This window comes from Streptomyces sp. NPDC001544 (genome assembly GCF_042894285.1).
GTDB lineage: Bacteria > Actinomycetota > Actinomycetes > Streptomycetales > Streptomycetaceae > Streptomyces.
The window spans coordinates 914,349-935,295 of the sequence record NZ_JBIAVN010000002.1 but is presented as its reverse complement, the minus strand read 5'-3'; the positions used below and the strand labels follow the sequence as shown (position 1 = coordinate 935,295).

The following is a 20,947-nucleotide window of genomic DNA, read 5'->3' as shown; positions in this document are numbered from 1 at the left end:
GGTCAGTCGTGCGGGACCACGGCCACCGGGCACTCCGCGTGGTGCAGCACCCCGTGCGCCACCGAGCCGATCCGGGCGCCGACCGCCGTCAGACGCGCGCGGCGCCCCACGACCATCAACTGGGCCCGCCCGGCCACCGCCAGCAGCACCTGTCCGGCGCTGCCCATCTCCACCTGCTCGGCCACCGGCACGTCCGGGAACCGTTCCCGCCACGGCTTCAGTGCGTCGGCCAGCGCCTTGCGTTCGTACGGCTCCAGGCCGCCGGCGTCGTCGAGGAGCCTGAGCGAACCGGGGCTGTAGGCGAACACGGGAGGCAGCGACCAGGCACGTACCGCCCGTACCCCGGCGCCGCGGGCCACCGCCGTCTCGAACGCGAACCGCAGGGCGGCCGCGCTGTCCTCCGGACCGCCGTGCTGCCCCACGACGACCTCCCGCCCGGCCGCCTCGGCCGTGGGCCGGTCCCCGGCGCGCACCAGCACCACGGGCCGGGTGGCCTCCGCGATCACCTGCTGTCCGACGGAGCCCAGCAGGAACCCGACGACGGCGCCGTGCCCGCGCGAGCCCAGCACCAGCATCTCCGCCTCGCCCGCGGCGGCGGCCAGCGACTCGACCGTGCCGCCCTCGACGGCGTCGGTGGTCACCGTCAGCTCCGGATGCCGCTCGGCGACCGTCCGCCCGGCCCGGGTCACCGCCCCGGCGACCCACCCGGCCTGGGTGTCCCGGTCGGCGCCGTCCACGTCCTCGTACCGCCAGGCGTGCAGCACACGCAGCGGCAGCCCGCGGCGTACGGCCTCCCGAGCCGCCCAGGCCACCGCGGCGAGGGACTCCTCCGTGCCGTCGAACCCTGCCGTGATCGGGCGTGTCATGTGCGGGCCTCCTGATGATCGATTCTGTGCGGGCCAGTCTCCACTACCCTGCCGGTCATGGCCTTGCGGTGGGAACAACTGATCGTGGACGCGGTGGATCCGGTGGCTCTGGGGCGCTGGTGGGCCGAGGCACTGGGCTGGGTGGTCGTGGCCGCCGACGCCGACGAGTACGAGATCCGCCCCGCCCCCGACCGCTTTCCGGGGCTGCTGTTCGGGCGGGTAGCCGAGAAGAAGACGCCCCTCAAGAACCGGCTGCACCTCGACTTCCGGCCCGACGACCGGGACGCCGAGGTCGCCCGCCTGCTGACGCTGGGGGCGCGGCACGCCGACGTCGGGCAGAGCGGCGAGGAAGCCTGGGTGGTCCTGGCTGACCCGGAGGGCAACGAGTTCTGCGTGCTCGGCTCCCGGCAGGGCTGAAAGGGCGGCTCCGCCGGCCGTGTGTGCCGTGCCCTGTGCTCGGAGTGCACGGCCACCGCCGTCCCGGAGCGGGACGACTCGATCGCACATACGATGGGCGGGAACCGGTGCGGTGACAACGGGGTGGGAGACGCATGGCACAGACCGCCGACGCGGCGCGGACCGTCATCCTGACCGTGGACGACGATCCCGGGGTGTCCCGGGCCGTCGCCCGCGACCTCAGGCGGCGCTACGGCGAGTCGTACCGGATCGTGCGCGCGGAGTCCGGTGAGTCCGCGCTGCAGGCGCTGCGCGAGCTGAAACTGCGCGGCGACCTGGTCGCGGTGATCCTGGCCGACTACCGCATGCCGCAGATGAACGGCATCGAGTTCCTGGAACAGGCGCTGGACGTGTATCCCGGCGCCCGGCGCGTGCTGCTCACGGCCTACGCCGACACCAACGCGGCGATCGACGCGATCAACGTCGTCGACCTCGACCACTACCTGCTCAAGCCGTGGGACCCGCCGGAGGAGAAGCTCTACCCGGTGCTGGACGATCTGCTGCGGGCGTGGCGCAGCAGCGACTACCGGCCGGTGCCCAGCACCAAGGTCGTCGGGCACCGGTGGTCGGCGCGGTCCTCGGACGTGCGCGAGTTCCTGGCCCGCAACCAGGTGCCGTACCGCTGGTACTCGGCCGAGGAGCCGGAGGGACAGCGGCTGCTGGACGTGGCCGGGCAGGACGGGCAGCGGCTGCCGCTGGTGATCACCCCGGACGGTACGGCGCTGGTCGCGCCCGAGGCGCCCGAACTGGCCGCGCGGGTGGGGCTGGCGACCACGCCGACGGCGGACTTCTACGACCTCGTCGTCATCGGCGGCGGACCGGCGGGCCTCGGCGCGGCCGTGTACGGGGCTTCGGAGGGGCTGCGCACCGTCCTCGTGGAGCGGTCGGCGACCGGCGGGCAGGCGGGGCAGAGCTCTCGGATCGAGAACTACCTCGGCTTCCCTGACGGCGTCTCCGGCGGCCAGCTCACCGAGCGGGCACGGCGGCAGGCGGCCAAGTTCGGCGCCGAGATCCTCACCACGCGCGAGGTGACGGGGCTCGAGGTCTGCGGGGCGGCCCGGGTCGTACGGTTCTCGGACGGCTCGGCGATCGCGGCGCACAGCGTCATCCTGGCGACGGGCGTGCAGTACCGGCAGCTGGAGGCCGCGGGCTGCACCGACCTGACCGGGTGCGGGGTTTTCTACGGCTCCGCGCTGACCGAGGCCGCCGCCTGCCAGGGGCACGACGTGTACATCGTGGGCGGCGCCAACTCGGCCGGGCAGGCGGCGATGTACCTGTCCAGGTTCGCCAAGTCGGTCACGCTGCTGGTGCGCGGCCCCGACCTGTCGGCGTCGATGTCGCACTACCTGATCCAGCAGATCGAGGAGTCCCCGAACATCTCGGTGCGCGGGCACACGGTGGTCGACGAGGCCCACGGCTCGGGCCGCCTGGAGCAGCTGACGTTGCGTCATGTGGGCAGCGGGGAGCGGGAACAGGTCGACGCCCAGTGGATGTTCGTGTTCATCGGGGCCGCTCCGCGCACCGAGTGGCTGGACGAGACGGTGCTGCGCGACGAGCGGGGCTTCATCCTGGCCGGGCCCGACCTGACCGCCGACGGACGGCCGCCGGCGGGCTGGGAGCTGGACCGGCCGCCGTACCACCTGGAGACCAGCGTGCCCGGCGTGTTCGTGGCGGGTGACGCCCGTGCCGAGTCCGCCAAGCGGGTCGCGTCCGCCGTCGGAGAGGGAGCCATGGCCGTGATGCTCGTCCACCGGTATCTGGAGCAGTCGTGAGTGGGCAGGTGATGCCGTGCAGCCCGGGGGAGGTCGCCTCGCTGTTCCTGTTCGAGAAGCTCGCCCCCGAGCAGCTCGGGCGGCTCTGCGCCGCGGGCCGGGTCGAGCTGTTCCAGCCCGGCCCGGTGTACACCGAGGGTGATCCGGCGACCTGCTTCTACGTGATGATCGAAGGCACGGTGGTGCTCTCCCGCCGGGTCGGCGGCGACGACGTGGAGGTCATCCGCAGCTCGCAGCGCGGGGTGTACTCGGGCGCCATGCAGGCCTACCTCGGGGACCGGGTGCGGCAGGTGTACAACAACTCGATGCGGGTGACGGAGCCGACCCGGTTCTTCGTGCTGCCCGCGGACACCTTCGCCGAGATCATGAGCGAGTGGTTCCCGATGGCGGTCCACCTGCTGGAGGGGCTGTTCTTCGGCACGAAGAACACGCAGGCGGCGATAGGCCAGCGTGAACGCCTGCTGGCGCTGGGCTCGTTGTCGGCCGGTCTCACCCACGAACTCAACAACCCGGCGGCGGCGGCCGTGCGGGCCACGGCGACCCTGCGGGAGCGGGTCGCCAAGATGCGGCACAAGCTCGCCGTCATCGCCGAGGGCCCCTTCTCCCGCGAGACACTGGCGGACCTCGTCGACATCCAGGAACGCACCGCCGAACGGGTCGCCAAGGCCCCGGCGCTCAGCCCGTTGGAGGCCTCGGACCGCGAGGACGCGCTCGCCGACTGGCTGGACGACCACGGCATCACCCAGGGCTGGCAGCTCGCGCCCACCTTCGTCCAGGCCGGGCTGGACATCGACTGGCTGGAGCAGGTCGCGGCGGCGGTCGGCGAGGAGATCCTGCCGGGGGCGGTCGGCTGGCTCAACTACACCGTCGAGACCGAGCTGCTGATGAACGAGATCGACGACTCCACCACCCGTATCTCGCACCTCGTCGACGCCGCCAAGCAGTACTCCCAGCTGGACCGGGCGCCCTTCCGCGTGGTGGACGTCCATGAACTCCTCGACAGCACCCTGCTGATGCTGTCGGGCAAGATCGGTCCGCGGATCGCGGTCGTGAAGGACTACGACCGCACGCTCCCGAAGATCCCCGCCTACCCGGCGGAGCTCAACCAGGTGTGGACCAACCTCATCGACAACGCGGTCTCCGCCGTCAACAGCGCGGGCGGGGACGGCACACTGACCGTGCGGACCGCGCTCGACCACGAGCGGGTGCTGGTGGAGTTCCGGGACACCGGTCCCGGGATCCCGCCGGAGATCCGGGGCCGCATCTTCGACCCCTTCTTCACCACCAAGCCGGTGGGTCAGGGCACCGGGCTGGGCCTGGACATCTCCTGGCGGATCGTCGTCAACAAGCACCACGGCACCCTCCAGGTGGAGTCGGTGCCCGGCGACACCCGCTTCCAGGTGCTGCTTCCCCTGACCGCCGAGACGCCCGAGGAGGCAGCATGAGCGCGGAGTCCGCGATCGACCCGAGTGTCCCGCCGAGCGGCACCGGCTGCGTGGAGTGCGACGCGGCCGGCGGCTGGTGGTTCCACCTGCGGCGGTGCGCCGCCTGCGGCCATGTCGGCTGCTGCGACGACTCCCCCGCCAAGCACGCCACCGCCCACTACCGTCAGACGGGGCACCCGGTGATCCGCAGCTTCGAGCCGGGCGAGGCCTGGTTCTGGAACTACGACACCGAAGAGCTGTACGAGTCCGGCCCCGAGCTGGCCCCACCGGCCGCCCACCCCGCGGACCAGCCCGCGCCGGGGCCCGCGGGGCGGGTCCCGGCGAACTGGGCGGAGACATTGCGCTAGGGGGTGTCTTGTGGATCATGCCGTGGTCGCGGGGCCTGACACGCCGACGAGGCACCGCCCGTGCCCTGCGTCCTGATCCGCCGGACAGGCCCTACCCGCAGTCGAGGGAGTCCAGGTCGACGGCGTCGGCCATCGCCCGCATGCCCTTGTCGTTGGGGTGCAGGTGGTCGCCGCCGTCGAGGAAGGGCAGCAGGCGCTCGGAGTCGTACGGGCTGCGCAGGACGCGGTCGAAGTCGGTGACCGCATCGAACTCCCCGCTGGTGCGGACGAATTCGTTCACCTGCTGCCGTACGGCCTCCGCCGCCGGATCCCATTCGGGCCAGCCCTTGAAGGGGCCGACGGTGGCCACGGCGACGCGTTTCCCGGCCGCGTGCGCCCGGTCGGCGATCTCCCGGTATCCGGCGATCAGGTCCCGCGCGGTGACGCCCGTGTGGGCCTTGATGTCGTTGACGCCTTCGAAGAGGAAGACGGTCCGCACCCCCGGCTGGGAGAGGACGTCCCGGTCCAGCCGGTGCAGAGCGCTCTGCCCGGCGCCGTCCGTCAGGACCTGGTTGCCGGAGATCCCCTCGTTGGCCACGCCCCGCAGCGGGCCGCCCGCCGAGTGGAGCCGCCGGGCGAGGTAGTCGGGCCAGCGGCGGTCCAGGTCGGTGGTGGACTGCCAGCCGTCGGTGATGGAGTCGCCCAGAGCCGCTACCGCTCCGGTGGCCGCGCCCGAAGGACGTACGGAGACGGCGTCGAGGTAGAACCAGGAGCCGGTCGTGCCGGTCCAGTGGGCGGCGCTCTCCTCGCCGGTGTGGTCGCCCTGGGTGACGTACGACGTCTGCATGGCCATGCCGTGACCGGTGGCGGGGCCCGCCGCGTCGGGGCTGTGCAGGCTGACCACCAGGTTCGTCGCGGCGGGCAGGCCGCCGGGCAGCGGATCGCTCCACAGGACGGCCCCCGCCGGGACGGTGACGGTGCGGGCGCCGCCGAAGGTGAGCCGCCGGTTGCTGCCCCGCCGCAGCGCGGCGCCCTCGTCCTGGATGCCCGCGTAGACGCTGTCCAGGGTCAGCGGCCGGTCCCCGAAGGCGTTGGAGAGCCGGATCCGCAGGCCGCTGCCGGCGGCGCTGGTGTGCACGACCAGCCGGTAGGAGCGGTCGGCGACGCCGTCGCCGAGACGGTCGGCGCTCGCCGCCCAGGTGACGACGCCGGGCGGGGTGGTGGCCGAGGCCCGGACGGCACCCGTCTGGCAGCCCAGGACGGTCAGCAGGACGGCGGCGAGGCGGCAGGCCCGTCCGATGCGGCCGGTCACTGGGCGAAGTCCTTCAGCGTGACCGATCCGCCGGGGCGCAGGGTGACCGTGCGGGACCTGCCGCCGTACGCCACCTCGGTCGTACGACCGCCGACACTCCGGATCCGGGCCTCGGTCGGCTTCCCGTCCTTCCAGCGCAGGTCGACGACGAAGCCGCCGCGGGCCCCTGCCCCGGTGAGCGAACCGGACGCGGCCCAGGCGTCCGGGAGGGCGGGCAGCAGTTCCAGGTGGCCCGGCCGGGAGTACAGCAGCATCTCGGTCATCGCGGCCGGGGTGCCGAAGTTGGCGTCGATCTGGAAGATGCCCTGGCCCGGCTTGAGCTGGTAGATGTCGAAGAGGTTCGGTGCCGTGCCGTTGCCGCCGCCGGTCGAGGGGCGCAGGTTCGTCACGACCAGTCGGTAGGCCTTGTCGGCGTTCTTCAGCCGGGCCCAGCACAGGGCGCGCCAGGCGTTGGCCCAGCCGAAGCTGTCCATGCCTCGGGCGGTGAGCAGGGCGGTGGCGCCGGCGACGAGTTCGGCGGGGGTGGAGCCGTCGGGCCGGATGCGGTCGCCGGGGAAGAGACCGACCAGCGGGGACAGGTGCCGGTGGGTGGTTTCGCCGAGGTTGTCCGGGGACATCCACTCCTCCAGCCAGCCGGTCCTGGGGCTCACCCGGGGCAGGTACAGACGCTCGCGCAGCCCGCCGACGGTGTCCGCGTACCCAGGATCCCTCTTCAGCTCGGCCGCCGCAGCGCGGAAGTTCCCGAACAGCGCCCACACCAGTTCCTGAGCATAGGTGATGCCCTTGGCGTCCAGGGGGCCGTGTTCGGGTGACCAGTCGCTGTCGGCGACCAGGACCTCGCGCGTGGTGCCCGGCTCGGTGACCGTGACCAGCCGCGCCTCCCAGAACTCGCAGGCGCCCTTGAGGAGTGGGTAGATCCGCTCCAGGTGGGCGCGCGAGCGGGTGAACTCGTAGTGCTCCCAGAGGGTGTTGCACAACCAGGCGTTGCCGGCCGGATGCCACCACCAGCCCAGTCCGCCGTGGATGTTGGTGGAGATCGCGACCGTCCAGCCGGCGTTCTTCCCGCTGGAGTTGCGGTAGCGGTTGCGCGGGTCGTCGAAGTGGTCCCGGGTGAGGGCGGTCCAGGACGGGAGCTGGGCGAGGCAGTAGTCGGTGAGGGCGTCGAAGCAGTCGGACAGGCCCGCCCGGTCGGCCGTCCAGTAGTTCATCTGGACGTTGATGTCCGTGTGGTAGTCGCCCATCCACTTCGGGTCGTTGCCGTCGAGCCACAACCCCTGCAGGCCCAGCGGCAGGCTGCCCCGGGATCCGGAAATCATGAGGTAGCGGCCGAACTGGAGGTAGGCCGCCTCCAGTTCGGGGTCGGGTTCGTCGTCGCGGGCGCGGGCCTGGAGCCGTTCCCAGGTGTCGAGGGAGCGCTGGGCGTCGGACGAGGTGCCGAGACGGACGTCGAACCGCCCGAACAGCTCCCGGTGGTCGGCGACATGGGTGTCGAGCAGGGTGCCGGCCGGGTGACGGGAGGCGGCGCGGACCTTGGTGCGGGCCAGCGCCTCCGGGTCGAGGGACGGGTTGCGGTAGTGGGTGGTGGCGTCCGGCGCGTAGTCGGTGCCGCCGCTGACCACGACGGTCAGTTCTGTGCACCTGGAGAAGACGATGCTTGTGCCGCTCACGCGGACGCTGCCGCCCTTGCCGTGGGCGGCGACGGCCGCCCCGTACCGCAGGCCGTTCGGGAAGGCACCGGCGAACGACTCGGCGGCCGTGGGGGTTTCGCCGTGCGTGCCCTCCAGGGTCACCGTGCCGGTGTAGTGGCCGCCGCCGCTCTGGGTGAAGTGGAGGACGATCACGTCGTCGGGGCGGCTGGCGAACAGTTGCCGCCGGTAGGTCACCGAGGAGCGCACGTACGACGTCGTCACCAGGCCCTGGTCGAGGTCGAGGGTGCGGCGGTAGCCGGAGACGGCGGACAGGTCGTGGTCGGGGAGGTCGACGGTGAGGCGGGCGAGCAGGGTGAAGGAGCCGAAGTCGTCGCGCCCGTAGGGGAACTGGCCGTCGGCGTCGAGGGTGTCGTTGAGGCCGCCGGTCCACATCGTGGCGTCGGTGATCAGGAGCAGTTCGCGGCCCGGGTCGTTGCTCGCGAGGGCGCCGAGGCGGCCGTTGCCCACGGGCAGGCCCTGGTCGATCATCGAGTGCTCGTCGGCGGGGGCCTGCCACCACAGACGGTGGCGTGCAGACCCTGCCACCGAAGGGGCTCCGGTGGGCCGCAGGGGCGCGGCCGTCGCGGTGAAGGCGGGCAGTCCGGCGAGGGTTCCGGTGGCGGCGGCGAGGGCGAGGAAGCCGCGTCTGGTGGGCGGGTTCTCCATGGCGGTCTCCGATTCGCTAGCGCGGTGACTTGGGGATGTCGATGCGGTCGATGTCGGGTGCGTAACCGGGACCGCTGCTGTCGAAGGTGAGCGTGTTGGCGCCCGCCTTCAGCGTCACCGGCACGCTCACCGTCTCCACGGTTCCCCAGTCGCCGGTGGACGGGAACCGGTGGCGGGTGGCGGCACCGGAGTTCGCGGAGATGTCCACCGAGCGGGCGTCGCCGCTGACGTAGGCGACCCGCACCAGGTAGGTGCCGGGCCTGTCGACCACGATGTCGTTGAAGCGGAGCCTGCCGCCGAGGTAGAGGTTGCCGACCTTCTTGCCGCCGGAGCACGCTGGGCAGTCGGCGACGGAGGCGTTGCCGGCGAGGGTGTTGGCGGTGGACTCCGCCTCGTAGGGGGTCGCGGTGAGGGCGGTGCCGTGCGGGGTGACGGTGAACAGGCGGGAGCCGTGGGCGGGCAGCGCCTCGGTGATCCTGTTCTTGTACGTGCCGAGGTCCTCGTGGCGCCACAGGTCCCGGACGGCGGCCCTGCCGGTGAAGCCGAGGGAGGAGAAGTCGGCGGTGACGGCGGCGGGGGCGTCGGCGAGGTTGAACAGGGCGACCGTGCGGGTGCCGTCGGGGTTCTTCGCGGCCCACACCTGCCGGGGGTCGGAGGGGGTCACCGGCCGGGCGGGCGGGGTGCCGTCCTGGTCGACGGCGATGACCTCGCGGTTGGTCAGCAGCTCCAGGCCGTAGTCGTCGAGACGGGTGAGGTCGTCGCCGGTGTAGAGCGGGGACTTGGCGATGGCCCACAGGGTGACGTAGCTCTGCCGCTCGGCCCTGGTGAGTCCGTCCATCGGGCCGTTGCCGACGTCGAGGGAGTCGAGGTCGTTCCAGCCGCCGGGGCCGGCGTGCTTCGTCCAGCCGGGGGCGTCGTCCCAGCGGTCGTCGACGGAGTTCTCCCAGCTGACGAGGGTGTTGCAGTAGCACTCGACGTCGGTGTCGATGCGCCAGCCGTTCGAGTACTTCTTCCAGTCGACGGCGTGGCCGATGTCCAGCGACCAGGACAGTTCGAGGTGGACCGGGCGGCCGGTGGCGGCGATCGCCTTGTTCCAGGCGGCCACGTCGGCAACGTTGTCGTACTGGTCGCCGCTCTTGCCGGAGCCCGGTCCTACGCCGTCCAGCTTGAGGAAGTCGTAGCCCCAGTCGGCGATCGACCGCGCCTGGGAGTCTATGTACTTCTGCGCGCAGGGGCGGGAGAAGTCGAGCTTGTACGAGCTGTCCCAGCCGTTGGTGGTGCGCAGGTCGGGATAGACGATGTCGGCGGTGGTGCACCCGTCGGCGTCCAGGATCGGTGTTCCTCCGTCGCCGTACGCCTCCTTCTCCAGTCCGGCGGGAAGGTAGATGCCGGCCTTGAGGCCTTTGGCGTGGATGCGGTCGGCGACGGCCTTCATGCCGCTGGGGAAGCGCTTCGGATCGGCCTTCTGGCGTCCGTACTGGTCGTACCCGGGCTTCCAGTTGTTGTCGCGCCACCAGCCGGCGTCGATGTTGACGTACTCGTAGCCGTACTTCTTCAGCTTGGCGGCGAGGGCGTCGGTCTGCCGGCCGACGTTGGCCTCGGTGAGGTAGCTGTAGTCGCCGTCCGGGTTGAGGCCGGGATACTTGGACGACTGCATGCTCCAACTCGACCAGCCCATGTAGGGCTTGGCGGCGGGGACCGGCGCGGCGGTCCCGGCATGCGCGGCGGGAGCGGCGGTGACGGCGCCGACGGCGAGGGCCAGGACCACCGCGGCTCTGAGGGTGCGGGGGGACGTGCCGGAGTACGAGGATGACCGCATGGGGTCGTGCCTCCAGGGGTGTCGGTTCAACGGCTCGGTCGTGGGTCGGGGGCGATGAACGACTGGATCGCGGCGGCCGCGGCCCCGCGGGCCCACTCCTCGAAGGGGAGCGGGCGGATCTGTACGTCACACCGCGCGGCCGAGCCGAACGCGGCCGCGGTGAACGCGTCACGGATGTGCCCGGCGAAGAGGTCGTAGGCGGTCAGCCCCTCCCCCGAGATGATCACGCGCTGGGGACCGAGCAGGTTGGCCACGGTCGCGATGCCGCGGCCGACGGCCTCCCCGGCCTTCGCGTACACCTCGCGGACACCGGCGACGTCCTCGTGCGCCAGGGCCACCGCTTCGGCTCCGTCCCGGACCCGGCGGCCGGTCACCTCCCGGACGCGGGCCACGATCGCCGCCTCCCCGGCGATCGCCTCCACGCATCCGCGGTTGCCGCAGTGGCAGAGCGGGCCGGCCGGGTCGACGGCGACATGGCCGACTTCCCCCGCCACGCCGTGCGCGCCGGCGACCACCCGCCCGTGCACGACGAGACCGCAGCCGATGCCCGCCCCCACGGTCACCACGGCGAAGTCGGAAAGACCCACGCCGGCCCCGAACCACTGCTCGGCGACGGTCAGCGCCCGGACGTCGTTGTCGACGGTGACCGGCAGCCCGCAGACGGTCTCGGCGAGTTCGGCCAGTGCCACGTCCCGCCACTCCAGGAACGGCGAGTAGCGCACGACCCCCTCGGCGCGGTCGACGTCGCCGGAGACGGCGATGCCGGCACCGAGGACGGGGAGGTTCGGGTCGCCGGCCGTGACGCGCAGTGCGTGCGTCAGGTCCGCCACCGAGGCCAGTACGGCCCCGGTCGTCCGGTCCGGCAGCGGGACGCGCCGGGCGAGGCGGATCCGGCAGCACAGGTCGGTCAGCACACCGATGGCCTCGTCGCCGGTCACCTTGACGCCGGCGAACAGGGCCCGTTCCCCGTCGACCCGGACCAGGTTGGCGGGACGTCCGAGGGTGGGGCGGGCGTTCTCGTCGGCGTCCTCCACCAGGTAACCGGCCTGGAGCAGGGGCCGGACCGCCTTGGTGACGGCGGCCGGTGACAGACCGGCCCGTCGGGCCGCCTCCAGCCGGGTGAGGGGGCCGTGGGACAGCAGCGTGGTGAAGACCTGGGAAGCGGCAGGGGTGTGCGCGGGAAACGTCTCGGTGCGGGAGATCGAGCGCATGCCCGGGAACCTAGGGCCATTGTTTTCCGCTGTCAATAAAAGAAACAGCAGCCGGTGCACGGCAGTTGAAGGGACCGCGGACAGGCGAGTGCCCCGCGCCGTGGGCGCGGGGCACTCGGGCCTGCCTTCCGTCCGTCCGTCGTCAGTGACGGGCGGCCGGCGTGTTGGCGGCGGTGACGTTGACCGCGGCCCACGCCTTGTCCACCGTCTTGTACTCGGTGCTGGTCGCCCCGTACAGGTCCTTGGCCGCCTTCAGCGTCGCGACGCGCGCGTCATGGAAGTCGGTCGTGGAGACCATGTAGCGGGTCAGGGCGCGGTAGAAGATCGCCGTCGCCTTGGTGCGGCCGATGCCCTTGACCGTGGAGCCGTCGTAGGTCGGCGAGTTGTAGGTGACGGTGCCGATCGTCTTCTTGCCACTGCCCTCCGCGAGGAGGTAGTAGGCGTGCGAGGAGACACCGGAACCGGCGTGCACCTCGACATCGTCGGTGCCCGGCGCCCAGTAGTCGATCGTGCCCTCGAGCTTGTCCAGCGACGGCTTGTCCAGGCGGCGCAGGAACTTCTGGGCCAGGCCGAGCTTCTCACCGATCAGGTAGTCCGGCGTGTCCTTCGCGTTGTTGGCGAAGAACTCCACGTTCGAGCCGAAGATGTCGGCGAGCGACTCGTTCAGCGAGCCGGGCTCGCCGTACTGGCCGTACTGGTCGACATGGGTCGGCTCGAGCTTCGCGGTCGCTTCCACCACACCGTGGGTCAGCTCGTGACCGGTGACGTCGAGCACGACGAGCGGCTTCTTGAACATCTGGCCGTCGCCGTCGCCGTACAGCATGCAGTTGCACGTGGGGTCCCAGAAGGCGTTGGCGACCTTCTTGCCCCAGTGGACCATCGCCTGGGCGGCCTTGCTGTTGTTGGCGATGCCCTTGCGCCCGAAGGTGCTCTTGTAGAAGTCCAGGGTCTTGGTCACACCGAACTGGGCGTCGGCGGCGGCGCTGACCCGGCTGGTGGTGCTGCCGTTGCCCCACACGTCGGTGGTGTTGGTGAACTTGGCGCCGACGCTGAACTTCTCGGTCTCCGAGCCCTTGGCGTCCCGGGTCTCGGTGCCGTACCGGCTGGGGTCCTTCAGCTGGTAGTGGCCGCGCGAGGTCTCCGTGGTGGTCAGGCCGACGTTGCCCACGAAGAGGGTCTTGCCGGTGCCGTGCGCGGTCGCCGGGTAGTGCGTGACACCGGAGGCGCCGGACGCGCCGGAGCCCAGGAGGCCGGCGGTGCCGGTGCCGGTGCCGATCCCGGTGGCCGGGTCGATGGTCTCGCCGCGCTCGCGCAGGGTCTTGAGCAGCTTCGGCGACAGGAACTCGTCGCTGTCGGGCGCGTTGCTGCGCACCTTGCCGGTGACGGCGTCGACGACGACCGTGTGCGAGCTGCCGTTGTCGGTGACCTTCACCTGGTAGGCGAGGGCGGTGGCGCCGTTACGGGCGTCGACGACGAGTTCGGCGGTGCCCGCGTCGCCCTTGGCGGCGACGGCGGCCTTCTCCTGAGCCTGCTGAGCGGTCAGCTTGGGCTTGGTGGCGGGCTTCACCGCGTGGTCGGCCGCCCGGGTGACACCGGTGTAGGCCAGCTGCCGGGAGAGGTGGACGACGAGGTCGCCGCCGAGCACCTGCATTCCGTTGTGGCTCCGGGCGAACCGGACGTGCCGCGCGCCCTCCGGGTCGATCAGAACGTCCTGGGCGTGGAGTTCGTCGCCCTGCGACACACCGGTCGCGGAAGCATGGGCGAAGGCCGCGGTCCGCGCCGCCTTCACGATCGAGTCGGCCGTCGTCACGGACGACGACGCGCTGTTCTCCGCCCCCGTGGACGGACCCGCGAAGGCCGTGCCGGCCAGGCCCGTAGCAGCCGTCGCCACCGCGATGGCAACCGCCACGCTGCGTATGTGCGGTCTACGCACTATGTAGGGTTCCTTCGTTCGAAGACGGCCGGGGTCACCAACCGCCTTGAGACATGGCGGGGTTGGGCCGCGCCACGAGGGCTGGTCGGGCCCCCCGACGAACCCTTACGGACGAGTCATGTGCACGTAAAGGCGGAATGATCGCTTTCGCGGTCTTCTATGACAATCCTTTACGAATTCACACCGCAGCGTGATCGACGCATGACCAACTGTGTGTCACCTGTGGTGATGTGACGAGAGGCGAGTAGGTTCCGTTGCCCTGATGTGACGTATCTCGCACCGCGAGAGGTGCAGATGGGAATGGTGAGGGATGGTCAAGGGAACGGTCGGCAAGAGTCTGGTCCTCGGGGCGGTCACCCTGTCCCTCCTCGCACTGCCCGCGCAGGCGGCACCCCTGGACGGGCGGACGCGGACGACGACGGATCTACCGGCCCCCGACACGGCCGGACTGCGCGCGGCGCTGCGGTCGGCGGTCGCCCAGGGCGCGCCGGGCGCCATGGCCCGGATCGACGACCACGGCACCGTGTACAAGGCGGTGCAGGGCATCGCCGACCGCGGCACCGGACGGGCCGCCGACAACGCCGACCGCTTCCGCGTCGGCAGTGTCACCAAGACCTTCTCGGCCGTCGTCCTCATGCAACTGGCCGACGAACGCAGGCTCAGCCTCGACGCGCCGGTCAACCGGTACCTGCCCGGTCTGCTGCCGGACGACCGGATCACGGTGCGGCATCTGCTGAGCCACCGCAGCGGCCTGTACGACTACACCGACGACATGTTCGCCAAGAGCGTTCCGGGCTTCGAGGCCGTGCGCAACAAGGTCTTCACCTACCGCCGGCTGGTCGGACTCTCGCTCGACAAGCCCCGCACCAACGCGCCCGGCGCCGCGTACTCGTACTCCAACACCAACTTCGTCGTGGCCGGGATGCTCATCGAGAAACTGACGGGGCATCCGGTGCGGACCGAGTACGAGAACCGGATCTTCAGGCCGCTGCGCCTTCGGGACACCTTCTACGTCCATCCCGACACGAAGATCCCCGGCCGCTACGCCAGGGGCTACCTCACCCCGGACACGCCGGACGCCCCACTGGTCGACGCCACCGAGCAGACGGTGTCCTGGGCGCAGAGCGCGGGCGCCGTCATCTCCAGCACCCGCGACCTGAACACCTTCTACTCGGCGCTGCTCGGCGGAAAGCTGACCTCGGCCGCACGGCTGGCGGAGATGGAGCGGTGGATCCCGGTCGACAGCACCACGGCGTACGGGCTCGGGCTGCGTCGGCGCACCCTGTCCTGCGGGGTGTCGGTCTACGGTCACACGGGCGCCGTCCAGGGCTACTACACCTACGCCTTCACGTCCGGGGACGGCCGGCGCAGCCTCACCGCGGTCGCGAACACGTCCAACAACGGCGCCGTGCTGGGCGCGATGGCGGGCACCCTGGAGTCGGCGTTCTGCGGCAAGCGGCCGAAGGAGCGCCGGGGGCTCCTGGCCGTCGACTGGAACGAGGACGAGATGAGATAGGGCCTCGCTCCGCGATCTTGGCGGAATCACTGCGTCCGGGACACCATGCGCGCATGAAGGGTGACCTCTTTTCAAGTCAGCACATGGTGCAGCCGGCCGCGGAGCCGGGAATGTCCGCCGAGAACGCCAAGTGCCTCAGATACACGGTGAACGGTGAGATGCACGCCCGCCAGGGCGCGATGGTGGCCTGGCGCGGCGACCTCCACTTCGAGCGCAAGGGGCAGGGCGTCGGCGGCATGCTCAAGCGCGCGTTCACCGGTGAGGGCCTGCCCCTCATGGCGGTGCGCGGGCAGGGCGAGGCGTGGTTCGCGCACGAGGCGCAGAACTGCTTCATCGTCGACGTCGAGCCCGGCGACCAGTTCACCGTCAACGGCCGCAACGTCCTCTGCTTCGACGCCTCGCTGGCGTACGAGATCAAGACGGTCAAAGGCTCGGGCATCGCCGGGGGCGGTCTGTTCAACAGCGTCTTCACCGGACAGGGCCGGCTCGGCCTGATGTGCGAGGGCAACCCGCTGGTCATACCGGTCTCCGCGCAGGCGCCGGTGTACGTCGACACGGACGCGGTGGTGGGCTGGACCGCCCAGTTGCAGACCTCGCTGCACCGCTCGCAGTCCATCGGCTCGATGCTGCGCGGCGGCTCCGGGGAGGCCCTGCAGCTCAAGCTCCAGGGCGAGGGATACGTCGTGGTGCGGCCGAGCGAGGTGACGCCGCAGAAGGCGGAGCAGCACTGACGCTCACGGGAATGATCCGCTCCGTACAGGCAACCCCGTCGGCCGTACCGGCGTCTTGATCGGCAACAGACCAGGACCAGCCCTGGTCCCTCGGGACCAGGGCGTTTCTTCCGACGGACTATACGCAGCGTGTATACACAGCGTGTATAGAAAGGCAGTCATGTACGGCAAGGCATTCGCCCCGGAGTACCAGGGCGCCCTCACCACCCTGTCGGTGAACTCGTCGCTGGTGGACGTGCTGGCCGAGGGCACCGAGCGGCTGCGCGCGGCCGAGCGGGACGGACGGCGCGACGAGGCCGCCCGCTGCGGACTCGCGGTCGCCGAGGCACATCGCAGGCTCGGCCAGGTACGGGACGCCGACCGGGCGTGGAAGGCGAGCTACCGCGCGGCCCGGGAGGCCGGTGACACCGCGGCGATGGCGTGGGCGCTGTGGAGCGGCGGCACGCTCGCCCGGCAGCGCGGCGCGTTCCCGCTGGCCTGGCGGTTGCTGGGGCTCGCCGCCGAACTCGGCGAGCGGGGCGGGGACATCGTGGTGCGCGGCTACTCGCTGGCCGGGCTCGCGGAGACCGGCCGCATCCAGGGCGACTACGAAGCCGTCGGCCGGCTGCACGAACAACTGCTCGCCGAGGCACGCCGGCGCGGTGAGGCCCGGCACACGGTGTGGGCGCTCGAGGGCATCGCGCAGATGCACCGCAACACCGGCTCCTACGACACGGCGTACGCCATGTTCGAGGAGGCGGCGGAGATAGCCGACCGTGCGAACGACCGGCGCGGACACGCCTGGGCACTGCGCGGCCTCGCCGACATCGTCTCGGTGCGCGACGGGGACACCGAGCGGGCGCTCGCTCTGCTGTCCCGGGCGGAGACGACGTGCCGGGCGATGAACCTCTCCAGCGCACTCGCCTACAACCACAAGATGCGCGGCAACGTCCTGTACCGCGCCGGCCGGTACGCGGCGGCGCGGGAGATGTACGAGACGGCGCTCGGGGAGTTCCGGGCGATGGGCGAACCGCGCGGCGAGGCACTGGCCCGCCTGGGCCTCGCCAAGTCTCTGGCACGGCTCGGCCGGGACCGGGCCGAGACGGCGGCCGAACTGGCGGATCTGGCCCGCACGGTGCGGCGCGGCGGTCTGCGGCACGTCGAGCGGATGGTGGCCCTCGCGCAGGAGGAGTTCGGCATCGGGGCGGAGGCCGTACGGTGAGCCCGCTCGACGCACCCGTGCAGGCACCGTCGTCCGCGCCCGAAGTCCTGGGCCGCTGCCGGGAACTGGTGCGGCCCGCGCTCGCCGAGGCCGTGGGCCGGCTCCATCCGTGGGTGGGTGAGATGGCGGCTTACACCTTCGGCTGGTGCGAGGTCGGCGGCGCGCCCGCCGTCGCCCCCGGCGGCAAGGGCGTGCGGCAGGCATTGGCCGTGCTGGGAGCGGAGGCGGCCGGGGCGGCCGGACGGGCCGGGGTCGCCGGGGCGGTCGCGGTGGAGCTCGTACACGCCTTCTCCCTGCTGCACGACGACATCATGGACGGTGACGCGACCCGGCGCCGCCGCCCCACCGTCTGGAAGGCGTACGGCACCGGGCCCGCGGTGCTCGCGGGCGACGCCCTGTTCGCCCTCGCCGTCGAGACCCTGGCCGTGGAGCCGGGCGGCGCGGGCGCGGTACGGGTGCTGTCGGCGGCGCTGACCGATCTGGTGCGCGGGCAGGCGGACGACCTGCTCTTCGCCGCCCGGCCGTGGACCGGAGCGGAGCGGGTCTCGCCCAAGGAGTACCGGGCGATGGCCGAGCACAAGACGGGCGCGCTCCTCGGCTGCGCGGCAGCGCTGGGTGCCACGCTCGGCGGCGCGCCCGCCGCCACGGTGGCCGCGCTCGACGAGGCCGGGCGGGCGCTGGGGGTCGCCTTCCAGCTGGTCGACGACGTGCTGGGCATCTGGGGGGACCCGGCCGTCACCGGCAAGCCGGTCCACGGGGATCTGCGGGAACGGAAGAAGACCTTCCCGGTGCTGGCCGCGCTGGCCGCGCCCGGACCCGCCGCACGGCGTCTCGCCGCGCTCCTGGACTCCCCGGGCGAGACGGAGGCGGCGGCCGAACTGGTCGAGGAACTCGGCGGGCGGGCCGCGGCGCTGGCCGAGGCCCGCCGGCACACGGCCACGGCTCGGGCGGCACTCACCGCTGAACCACTGGCGGCCGGCGCCGCCGGGGAACTGCGGTGCCTGCTGGACTTCCTGGTGGCACGCGACCTGTGAAACCGGGTTGACCTCGACCGAGTCCACGCGTGAGGGTGCCAACCGGCGCGGTCCATCGCGTTCCGCGCCGGAAAGGTGAACGTCTTGATCGGGATCTCGGAGATCGAAACCGCGGCACGGACCATCGCCGGGCACGTCGTCCGCACACCGACCGTGCCGAGCCCGGGCCTGTCCGAACTGCTCGGCGCCCCGGTCACCGCCAAGCTCGAACTGCTCCAGCGCACCGGCTCGTTCAAGGCACGCGGCGCGACCGCCAAGCTGCTGTCGCTGAGCGGTGCCGAGCGGGCGGCCGGTGTGGTGGCGGTGAGTGGCGGCAACCACGGGGTGGCGCTCGCGGTGATGGCGGCGGCGCTCCAGGTGAAGGCGACGGTGGTGATGCCCCGTACCGCGCCCGCCCGTTCCATCGCGATCGCCGAGGCGGCGGGGGCGTCGGTGCGGCTGACCGACGGCATGGACAGTGCCTTCCGGCTGGTGGCCCGGCTGCGGGACGAGGGGCTGACCCTGGTGCACCCCTTCGACGACCCGGTGGTGATCGCGGGACAGGGCACCGTGGGGCTGGAGTTGGCCGAGGACGCGGCCGAGCTGACGGACGTGCTGGTCAGCATCGGCGGCGGGGGTCTGATCGCCGGTGTCGCCGCGGCCTTGCGCGCCCGCCGCCCGGGCGTGCGCGTCTGGGGTGTGGAGACGGAGGGTGCTCAGGCCATGTCCGAGGCGCTGGCCAAGGGCGCTCCGGTGCCGGTCGCGCTGTCGTCGATCGTGACGACGCTCAGCGCACCGTCCGTGTCCGCGCTGACGTACGACCACGTCGCCGCCCTGGTGGAGGAGGTCCTCGTGGTCCCGGACCGGGAGGCCGTGCGGGGCTGCCTCGACCTCGCCGACCACGCCAAGGTGTGGGCGGAGCCCGCCGCGGGCTGTCTGCTGCCGGCGGCCCGGCAGGTGCTGGAGCGGGTCGGCGACGGGGCGCGGCTCGGACTGGTCGTGTGCGGCGGCAACGCCACCCCGCAGGACGTCATGGAGTGGACCGAGCGGTTCGGGCTGCGCTGAGCCTGTTCGACGGGCGCCGGCGCCGATACGTTTACCGTCGGTTACCCGCAGGTCACGGCCCGGACAGGGAACGTTTTCCGCAACCCTCGGGCCTGACCTGCGGTTTGAAGGAAAGGCAGGAAGCGCCTTCTAGTTGCGAATCCATTGAACGCATCGTGTCGCGTCCCGCGTACCTCTGGGAAAGACGAGGCAGGGGTTGCAGCGAGGGATGACCATGGTCAAGGCGCACGTCTCCGCACAAGAACTGGTCGCCGGCAGGTACCGGCTCCTCGAGGTCGTCGGCCGCGAAACGAACCGCGTCTGCTGGTACGCCGAGGATCTGGAGGCGGAACGGCCACGGCTGGTCACCCGGATCGCCCTCCCGGACGGCCCGGCCGAGGAGACGGCCCGCCGGACCTCCGCGCGCCTGCTGCGCACCTCGGAGGTCATGAGTGTCCTCCGTCCCGGCCGGGTGCCCACGGTGATCGACGCGATCGAGGAGTCCGGCACGCTGTGGACGGTCACCGACGTGATCGGCGGTACGCCACTGGGTGAGCTCCTCGCCCAGGAGGGCCCGTTCCCCTACGTGCGGGCGGCACGGATCGCGCTGGAGCTGCTCGACGTGCTGGATGCCGCGCACGACGAGGGCTTCACCCACGGTGAGCTCAGCCCCGGCCAGGTGTTCGTGCGGGACCGGGGGCCGGTCGTCGTCGCGGGCTTCGGACTGGCGGGGGCGACCCTCGTGCCACGGGTGACCGCACCGTCGTACGCATCCCCCGAACAGGCCCGCGACGAGCGCATCGGCCCGGCCGCCGACCTGTGGGCGGTCGGTGCGATCCTCTACACCATGCTGGAGGGGCGGCCGCCGTTCCGGGACCGGGGCCGGTTCGACGCCACCCTCAAGGGCGTGGACCGGCTGCCCCTGCGCACCCCGTTGCGGGCAGGTCCGCTGGCCCAGGTCGTGCAGGGCCTGCTGCGCAAGGACTCACGGGAGCGGCTGACCCGGCCGTCGGCCCGCGAGGCGCTCAGCCGGGTCCTGAGCGAGGACTTCGACGCCGAGCGGGAGGCCGCCCCCGTGCCCCGGCCGCGAGGTGCGTACACCGCGTTCCTGCACTCCGGCGGGGCGTGGAACCGACGGGCCATGGTCGCCGGGACCGCGTTCGCCGTGGTCACCGTCGCGGTCGCGGTGCTGGCCGCGACGCACCAGCTGCCGGGTACCGGCTCCGGAGCCGACACCGCGTCGTCCGCCACCGCTCCCCGGCCGTCGGCGACCGCCACCCCGTCGTCCCCGGCGACCGGCACGCCGGGCGACCGCACCGACGGCAAGAAGCCCCCCGCCGCCTCCGCGAGCTCCGCTCCCGAACCGACCGGTACCCCCTCGACCCGCCCCTCGCCGTCCGCCACCACCACGGCCACCGCCACGGCCACGGTGACCGCCACCGCGCTCCCGGACGGCTACCACCGCTACATCGCGCCGGAGGGCTTCTCCGTCGCGCTGCCCGACGGCTGGAAGAGACTGGACACGACCCGTGAGTCCGACGCCACCCGCGTCATCTTCGGCGAGGCGGACGGCTCCCCCACCCTGGCGGTCACCTACAGCGAAGGCGCACGCGTCGGGCCCGATCCGGTCGCCATCTGGCGGGACGACGTGGAGCCGAATCTGCGCCGGCATGCGGGCTTCCGGCGGATCGGCGCGATCCGGGCCACCACCTACCAGGGGCACAAGGCGGCCGACATGGAGTGGGTCGAGGGAACCGGCGAGGACGCCGTGCACACCTTCGGCCGCGGCTTCCTGCTCGGCGGCCGGCGCGCCTTCTCCCTGCGCTTCACGACGCCGGCGGCCGACTGGGAGACGGCGGACAACAAGGAGGCGCAGCAGACGTTCCTGCGGACTTTCCGGCCGACGGCGAACTGAGCCGCCCCCCTCGAACGGGCCGTTTTCCGTCCG

The 20,947-nt window shown here is 72.1% G+C and carries 16 protein-coding genes; 10 read left to right on the top strand and 6 right to left on the bottom strand.

The genetic code is table 11. The annotated features are described in order from the left end of the window. Nucleotides 1-2: 2 nt before the first annotated feature. Nucleotides 3-866 (bottom strand): universal stress protein, encoded by an 864-nt coding sequence (locus ACFY0F_RS09545; RefSeq protein WP_388791198.1) that lies wholly within the window; start codon nucleotides 864-866, stop codon nucleotides 3-5. Between the two features lie 57 nt (nucleotides 867-923). Here ACFY0F_RS09545 and ACFY0F_RS09540 point away from each other — a divergent pair, with 57 nt between their 5' ends. The 4 genes from ACFY0F_RS09540 (at nucleotide 924) to ACFY0F_RS09525 (ending at nucleotide 4,886) form a co-directional block, all read left to right on the top strand. Beyond that, nucleotides 924-1,283: a VOC family protein gene (locus ACFY0F_RS09540; protein WP_388791196.1), complete on the top strand. Its 360-nt coding sequence runs from the start codon at nucleotides 924-926 to the stop codon at nucleotides 1,281-1,283. A gap of 134 nt (nucleotides 1,284-1,417) precedes the next feature. After that, nucleotides 1,418-3,094 carry an FAD-dependent oxidoreductase gene (locus ACFY0F_RS09535; protein WP_388791194.1) on the top strand — a complete coding sequence of 559 codons (1,677 nt, stop codon included), beginning with the start codon at nucleotides 1,418-1,420 and terminating at the stop codon, nucleotides 3,092-3,094. Between the two features lie 11 nt (nucleotides 3,095-3,105). Next, nucleotides 3,106-4,539: an ATP-binding protein gene (locus tag ACFY0F_RS09530; RefSeq protein WP_388791351.1), complete on the top strand. Its 1,434-nt coding sequence runs from the start codon at nucleotides 3,106-3,108 to the stop codon at nucleotides 4,537-4,539. Then, complete coding sequence (locus tag ACFY0F_RS09525; protein WP_388791192.1) at nucleotides 4,536-4,886, top strand: UBP-type zinc finger domain-containing protein; 351 nt, start codon at nucleotides 4,536-4,538, stop codon at nucleotides 4,884-4,886. The genes ACFY0F_RS09530 and ACFY0F_RS09525 overlap by 4 nt, the downstream gene beginning before the upstream one ends. A gap of 91 nt (nucleotides 4,887-4,977) precedes the next feature. Here ACFY0F_RS09525 and ACFY0F_RS09520 read toward each other — a convergent pair whose 3' ends face one another. From ACFY0F_RS09520 to ACFY0F_RS09500, 5 genes are all read right to left on the bottom strand, one after another. Beyond that, nucleotides 4,978-6,177, bottom strand: a complete 1,200-nt coding sequence (locus tag ACFY0F_RS09520) for an SGNH/GDSL hydrolase family protein (RefSeq protein ID WP_388791190.1) — start codon at nucleotides 6,175-6,177, stop codon at nucleotides 4,978-4,980. Further along, a complete protein-coding gene (locus tag ACFY0F_RS09515; RefSeq protein WP_388791188.1) occupies nucleotides 6,174-8,531 on the bottom strand; it encodes a glycoside hydrolase N-terminal domain-containing protein in 2,358 nt (785 codons plus the stop codon). Before ACFY0F_RS09515 ends, ACFY0F_RS09520 begins: the two co-directional genes overlap by 4 nt. Before the next feature lie 16 nt (nucleotides 8,532-8,547). Then, nucleotides 8,548-10,350, bottom strand: coding sequence for an alpha-galactosidase D (locus tag ACFY0F_RS09510; RefSeq protein ID WP_388791186.1), 1,803 nt, complete (start codon nucleotides 10,348-10,350; stop codon nucleotides 8,548-8,550). Nucleotides 10,351-10,376: 26 nt separating this feature from the next. After that, entirely contained in the window at nucleotides 10,377-11,561 is a 1,185-nt protein-coding gene (locus ACFY0F_RS09505; RefSeq protein WP_388791184.1) for an ROK family protein, read from the bottom strand. 142 nt (nucleotides 11,562-11,703) lie between these two features. Further along, on the bottom strand, nucleotides 11,704-13,470 hold the full coding sequence (locus ACFY0F_RS09500) for a M4 family metallopeptidase (protein WP_388791182.1): 1,767 nt from the start codon (nucleotides 13,468-13,470) through the stop codon (nucleotides 11,704-11,706). A 334-nt stretch (nucleotides 13,471-13,804) separates the two neighbouring features. On the opposite strand from ACFY0F_RS09500, the gene ACFY0F_RS09495 reads away from it, so the two are divergent. The 6 genes from ACFY0F_RS09495 to ACFY0F_RS09470 all read left to right on the top strand — a co-directional run bounded on the left by ACFY0F_RS09495 (nucleotide 13,805) and on the right by ACFY0F_RS09470 (nucleotide 20,914). Next, a complete protein-coding gene (locus ACFY0F_RS09495; protein ID WP_388791180.1) occupies nucleotides 13,805-15,010 on the top strand; it encodes a serine hydrolase domain-containing protein in 1,206 nt (401 codons plus the stop codon). Between the two features lie 53 nt (nucleotides 15,011-15,063). Continuing rightward, nucleotides 15,064-15,741, top strand: a complete 678-nt coding sequence (locus tag ACFY0F_RS09490) for an AIM24 family protein (RefSeq protein ID WP_388791178.1) — start codon at nucleotides 15,064-15,066, stop codon at nucleotides 15,739-15,741. Between the two features lie 160 nt (nucleotides 15,742-15,901). Next, nucleotides 15,902-16,942, top strand: a complete 1,041-nt coding sequence (locus ACFY0F_RS09485) for a tetratricopeptide repeat protein (protein ID WP_388791176.1) — start codon at nucleotides 15,902-15,904, stop codon at nucleotides 16,940-16,942. Further along, on the top strand, nucleotides 16,939-17,976 hold the full coding sequence (locus ACFY0F_RS09480) for a polyprenyl synthetase family protein (RefSeq protein ID WP_388791174.1): 1,038 nt from the start codon (nucleotides 16,939-16,941) through the stop codon (nucleotides 17,974-17,976). Before ACFY0F_RS09485 ends, ACFY0F_RS09480 begins: the two co-directional genes overlap by 4 nt. An 84-nt stretch (nucleotides 17,977-18,060) precedes the next feature. Next, entirely contained in the window at nucleotides 18,061-19,020 is a 960-nt protein-coding gene (locus tag ACFY0F_RS09475; protein ID WP_388791172.1) for a threonine/serine dehydratase, read from the top strand. A gap of 208 nt (nucleotides 19,021-19,228) precedes the next feature. After that, the gene (locus ACFY0F_RS09470; protein ID WP_388791170.1) at nucleotides 19,229-20,914 is read left to right on the top strand and encodes a protein kinase; all 1,686 of its coding nucleotides are present in this window, start codon (nucleotides 19,229-19,231) and stop codon (nucleotides 20,912-20,914) included. Nucleotides 20,915-20,947: the final 33 nt, after the last annotated feature.

Coding starts and splice junctions, on each gene's coding strand:
- ACFY0F_RS09510 (WP_388791186.1), bottom strand. CDS start 10,350: ATGCGGTCATCCTCGTACTCCGGCACGTCCCCCCGCACCCTCAGAGCC.
- ACFY0F_RS09505 (WP_388791184.1), bottom strand. CDS start 11,561: ATGCGCTCGATCTCCCGCACCGAGACGTTTCCCGCGCACACCCCTGCC.
- ACFY0F_RS09485 (WP_388791176.1), top strand. CDS start 15,902: ATGTACGGCAAGGCATTCGCCCCGGAGTACCAGGGCGCCCTCACCACC.
- ACFY0F_RS09495 (WP_388791180.1), top strand. CDS start 13,805: ATGGTCAAGGGAACGGTCGGCAAGAGTCTGGTCCTCGGGGCGGTCACC.
- ACFY0F_RS09470 (WP_388791170.1), top strand. CDS start 19,229: ATGACCATGGTCAAGGCGCACGTCTCCGCACAAGAACTGGTCGCCGGC.
- ACFY0F_RS09530 (WP_388791351.1), top strand. CDS start 3,106: ATGCCGTGCAGCCCGGGGGAGGTCGCCTCGCTGTTCCTGTTCGAGAAG.
- ACFY0F_RS09535 (WP_388791194.1), top strand. CDS start 1,418: ATGGCACAGACCGCCGACGCGGCGCGGACCGTCATCCTGACCGTGGAC.
- ACFY0F_RS09525 (WP_388791192.1), top strand. CDS start 4,536: ATGAGCGCGGAGTCCGCGATCGACCCGAGTGTCCCGCCGAGCGGCACC.
- ACFY0F_RS09490 (WP_388791178.1), top strand. CDS start 15,064: ATGAAGGGTGACCTCTTTTCAAGTCAGCACATGGTGCAGCCGGCCGCG.
- ACFY0F_RS09540 (WP_388791196.1), top strand. CDS start 924: ATGGCCTTGCGGTGGGAACAACTGATCGTGGACGCGGTGGATCCGGTG.
- ACFY0F_RS09545 (WP_388791198.1), bottom strand. CDS start 866: ATGACACGCCCGATCACGGCAGGGTTCGACGGCACGGAGGAGTCCCTC.
- ACFY0F_RS09515 (WP_388791188.1), bottom strand. CDS start 8,531: ATGGAGAACCCGCCCACCAGACGCGGCTTCCTCGCCCTCGCCGCCGCC.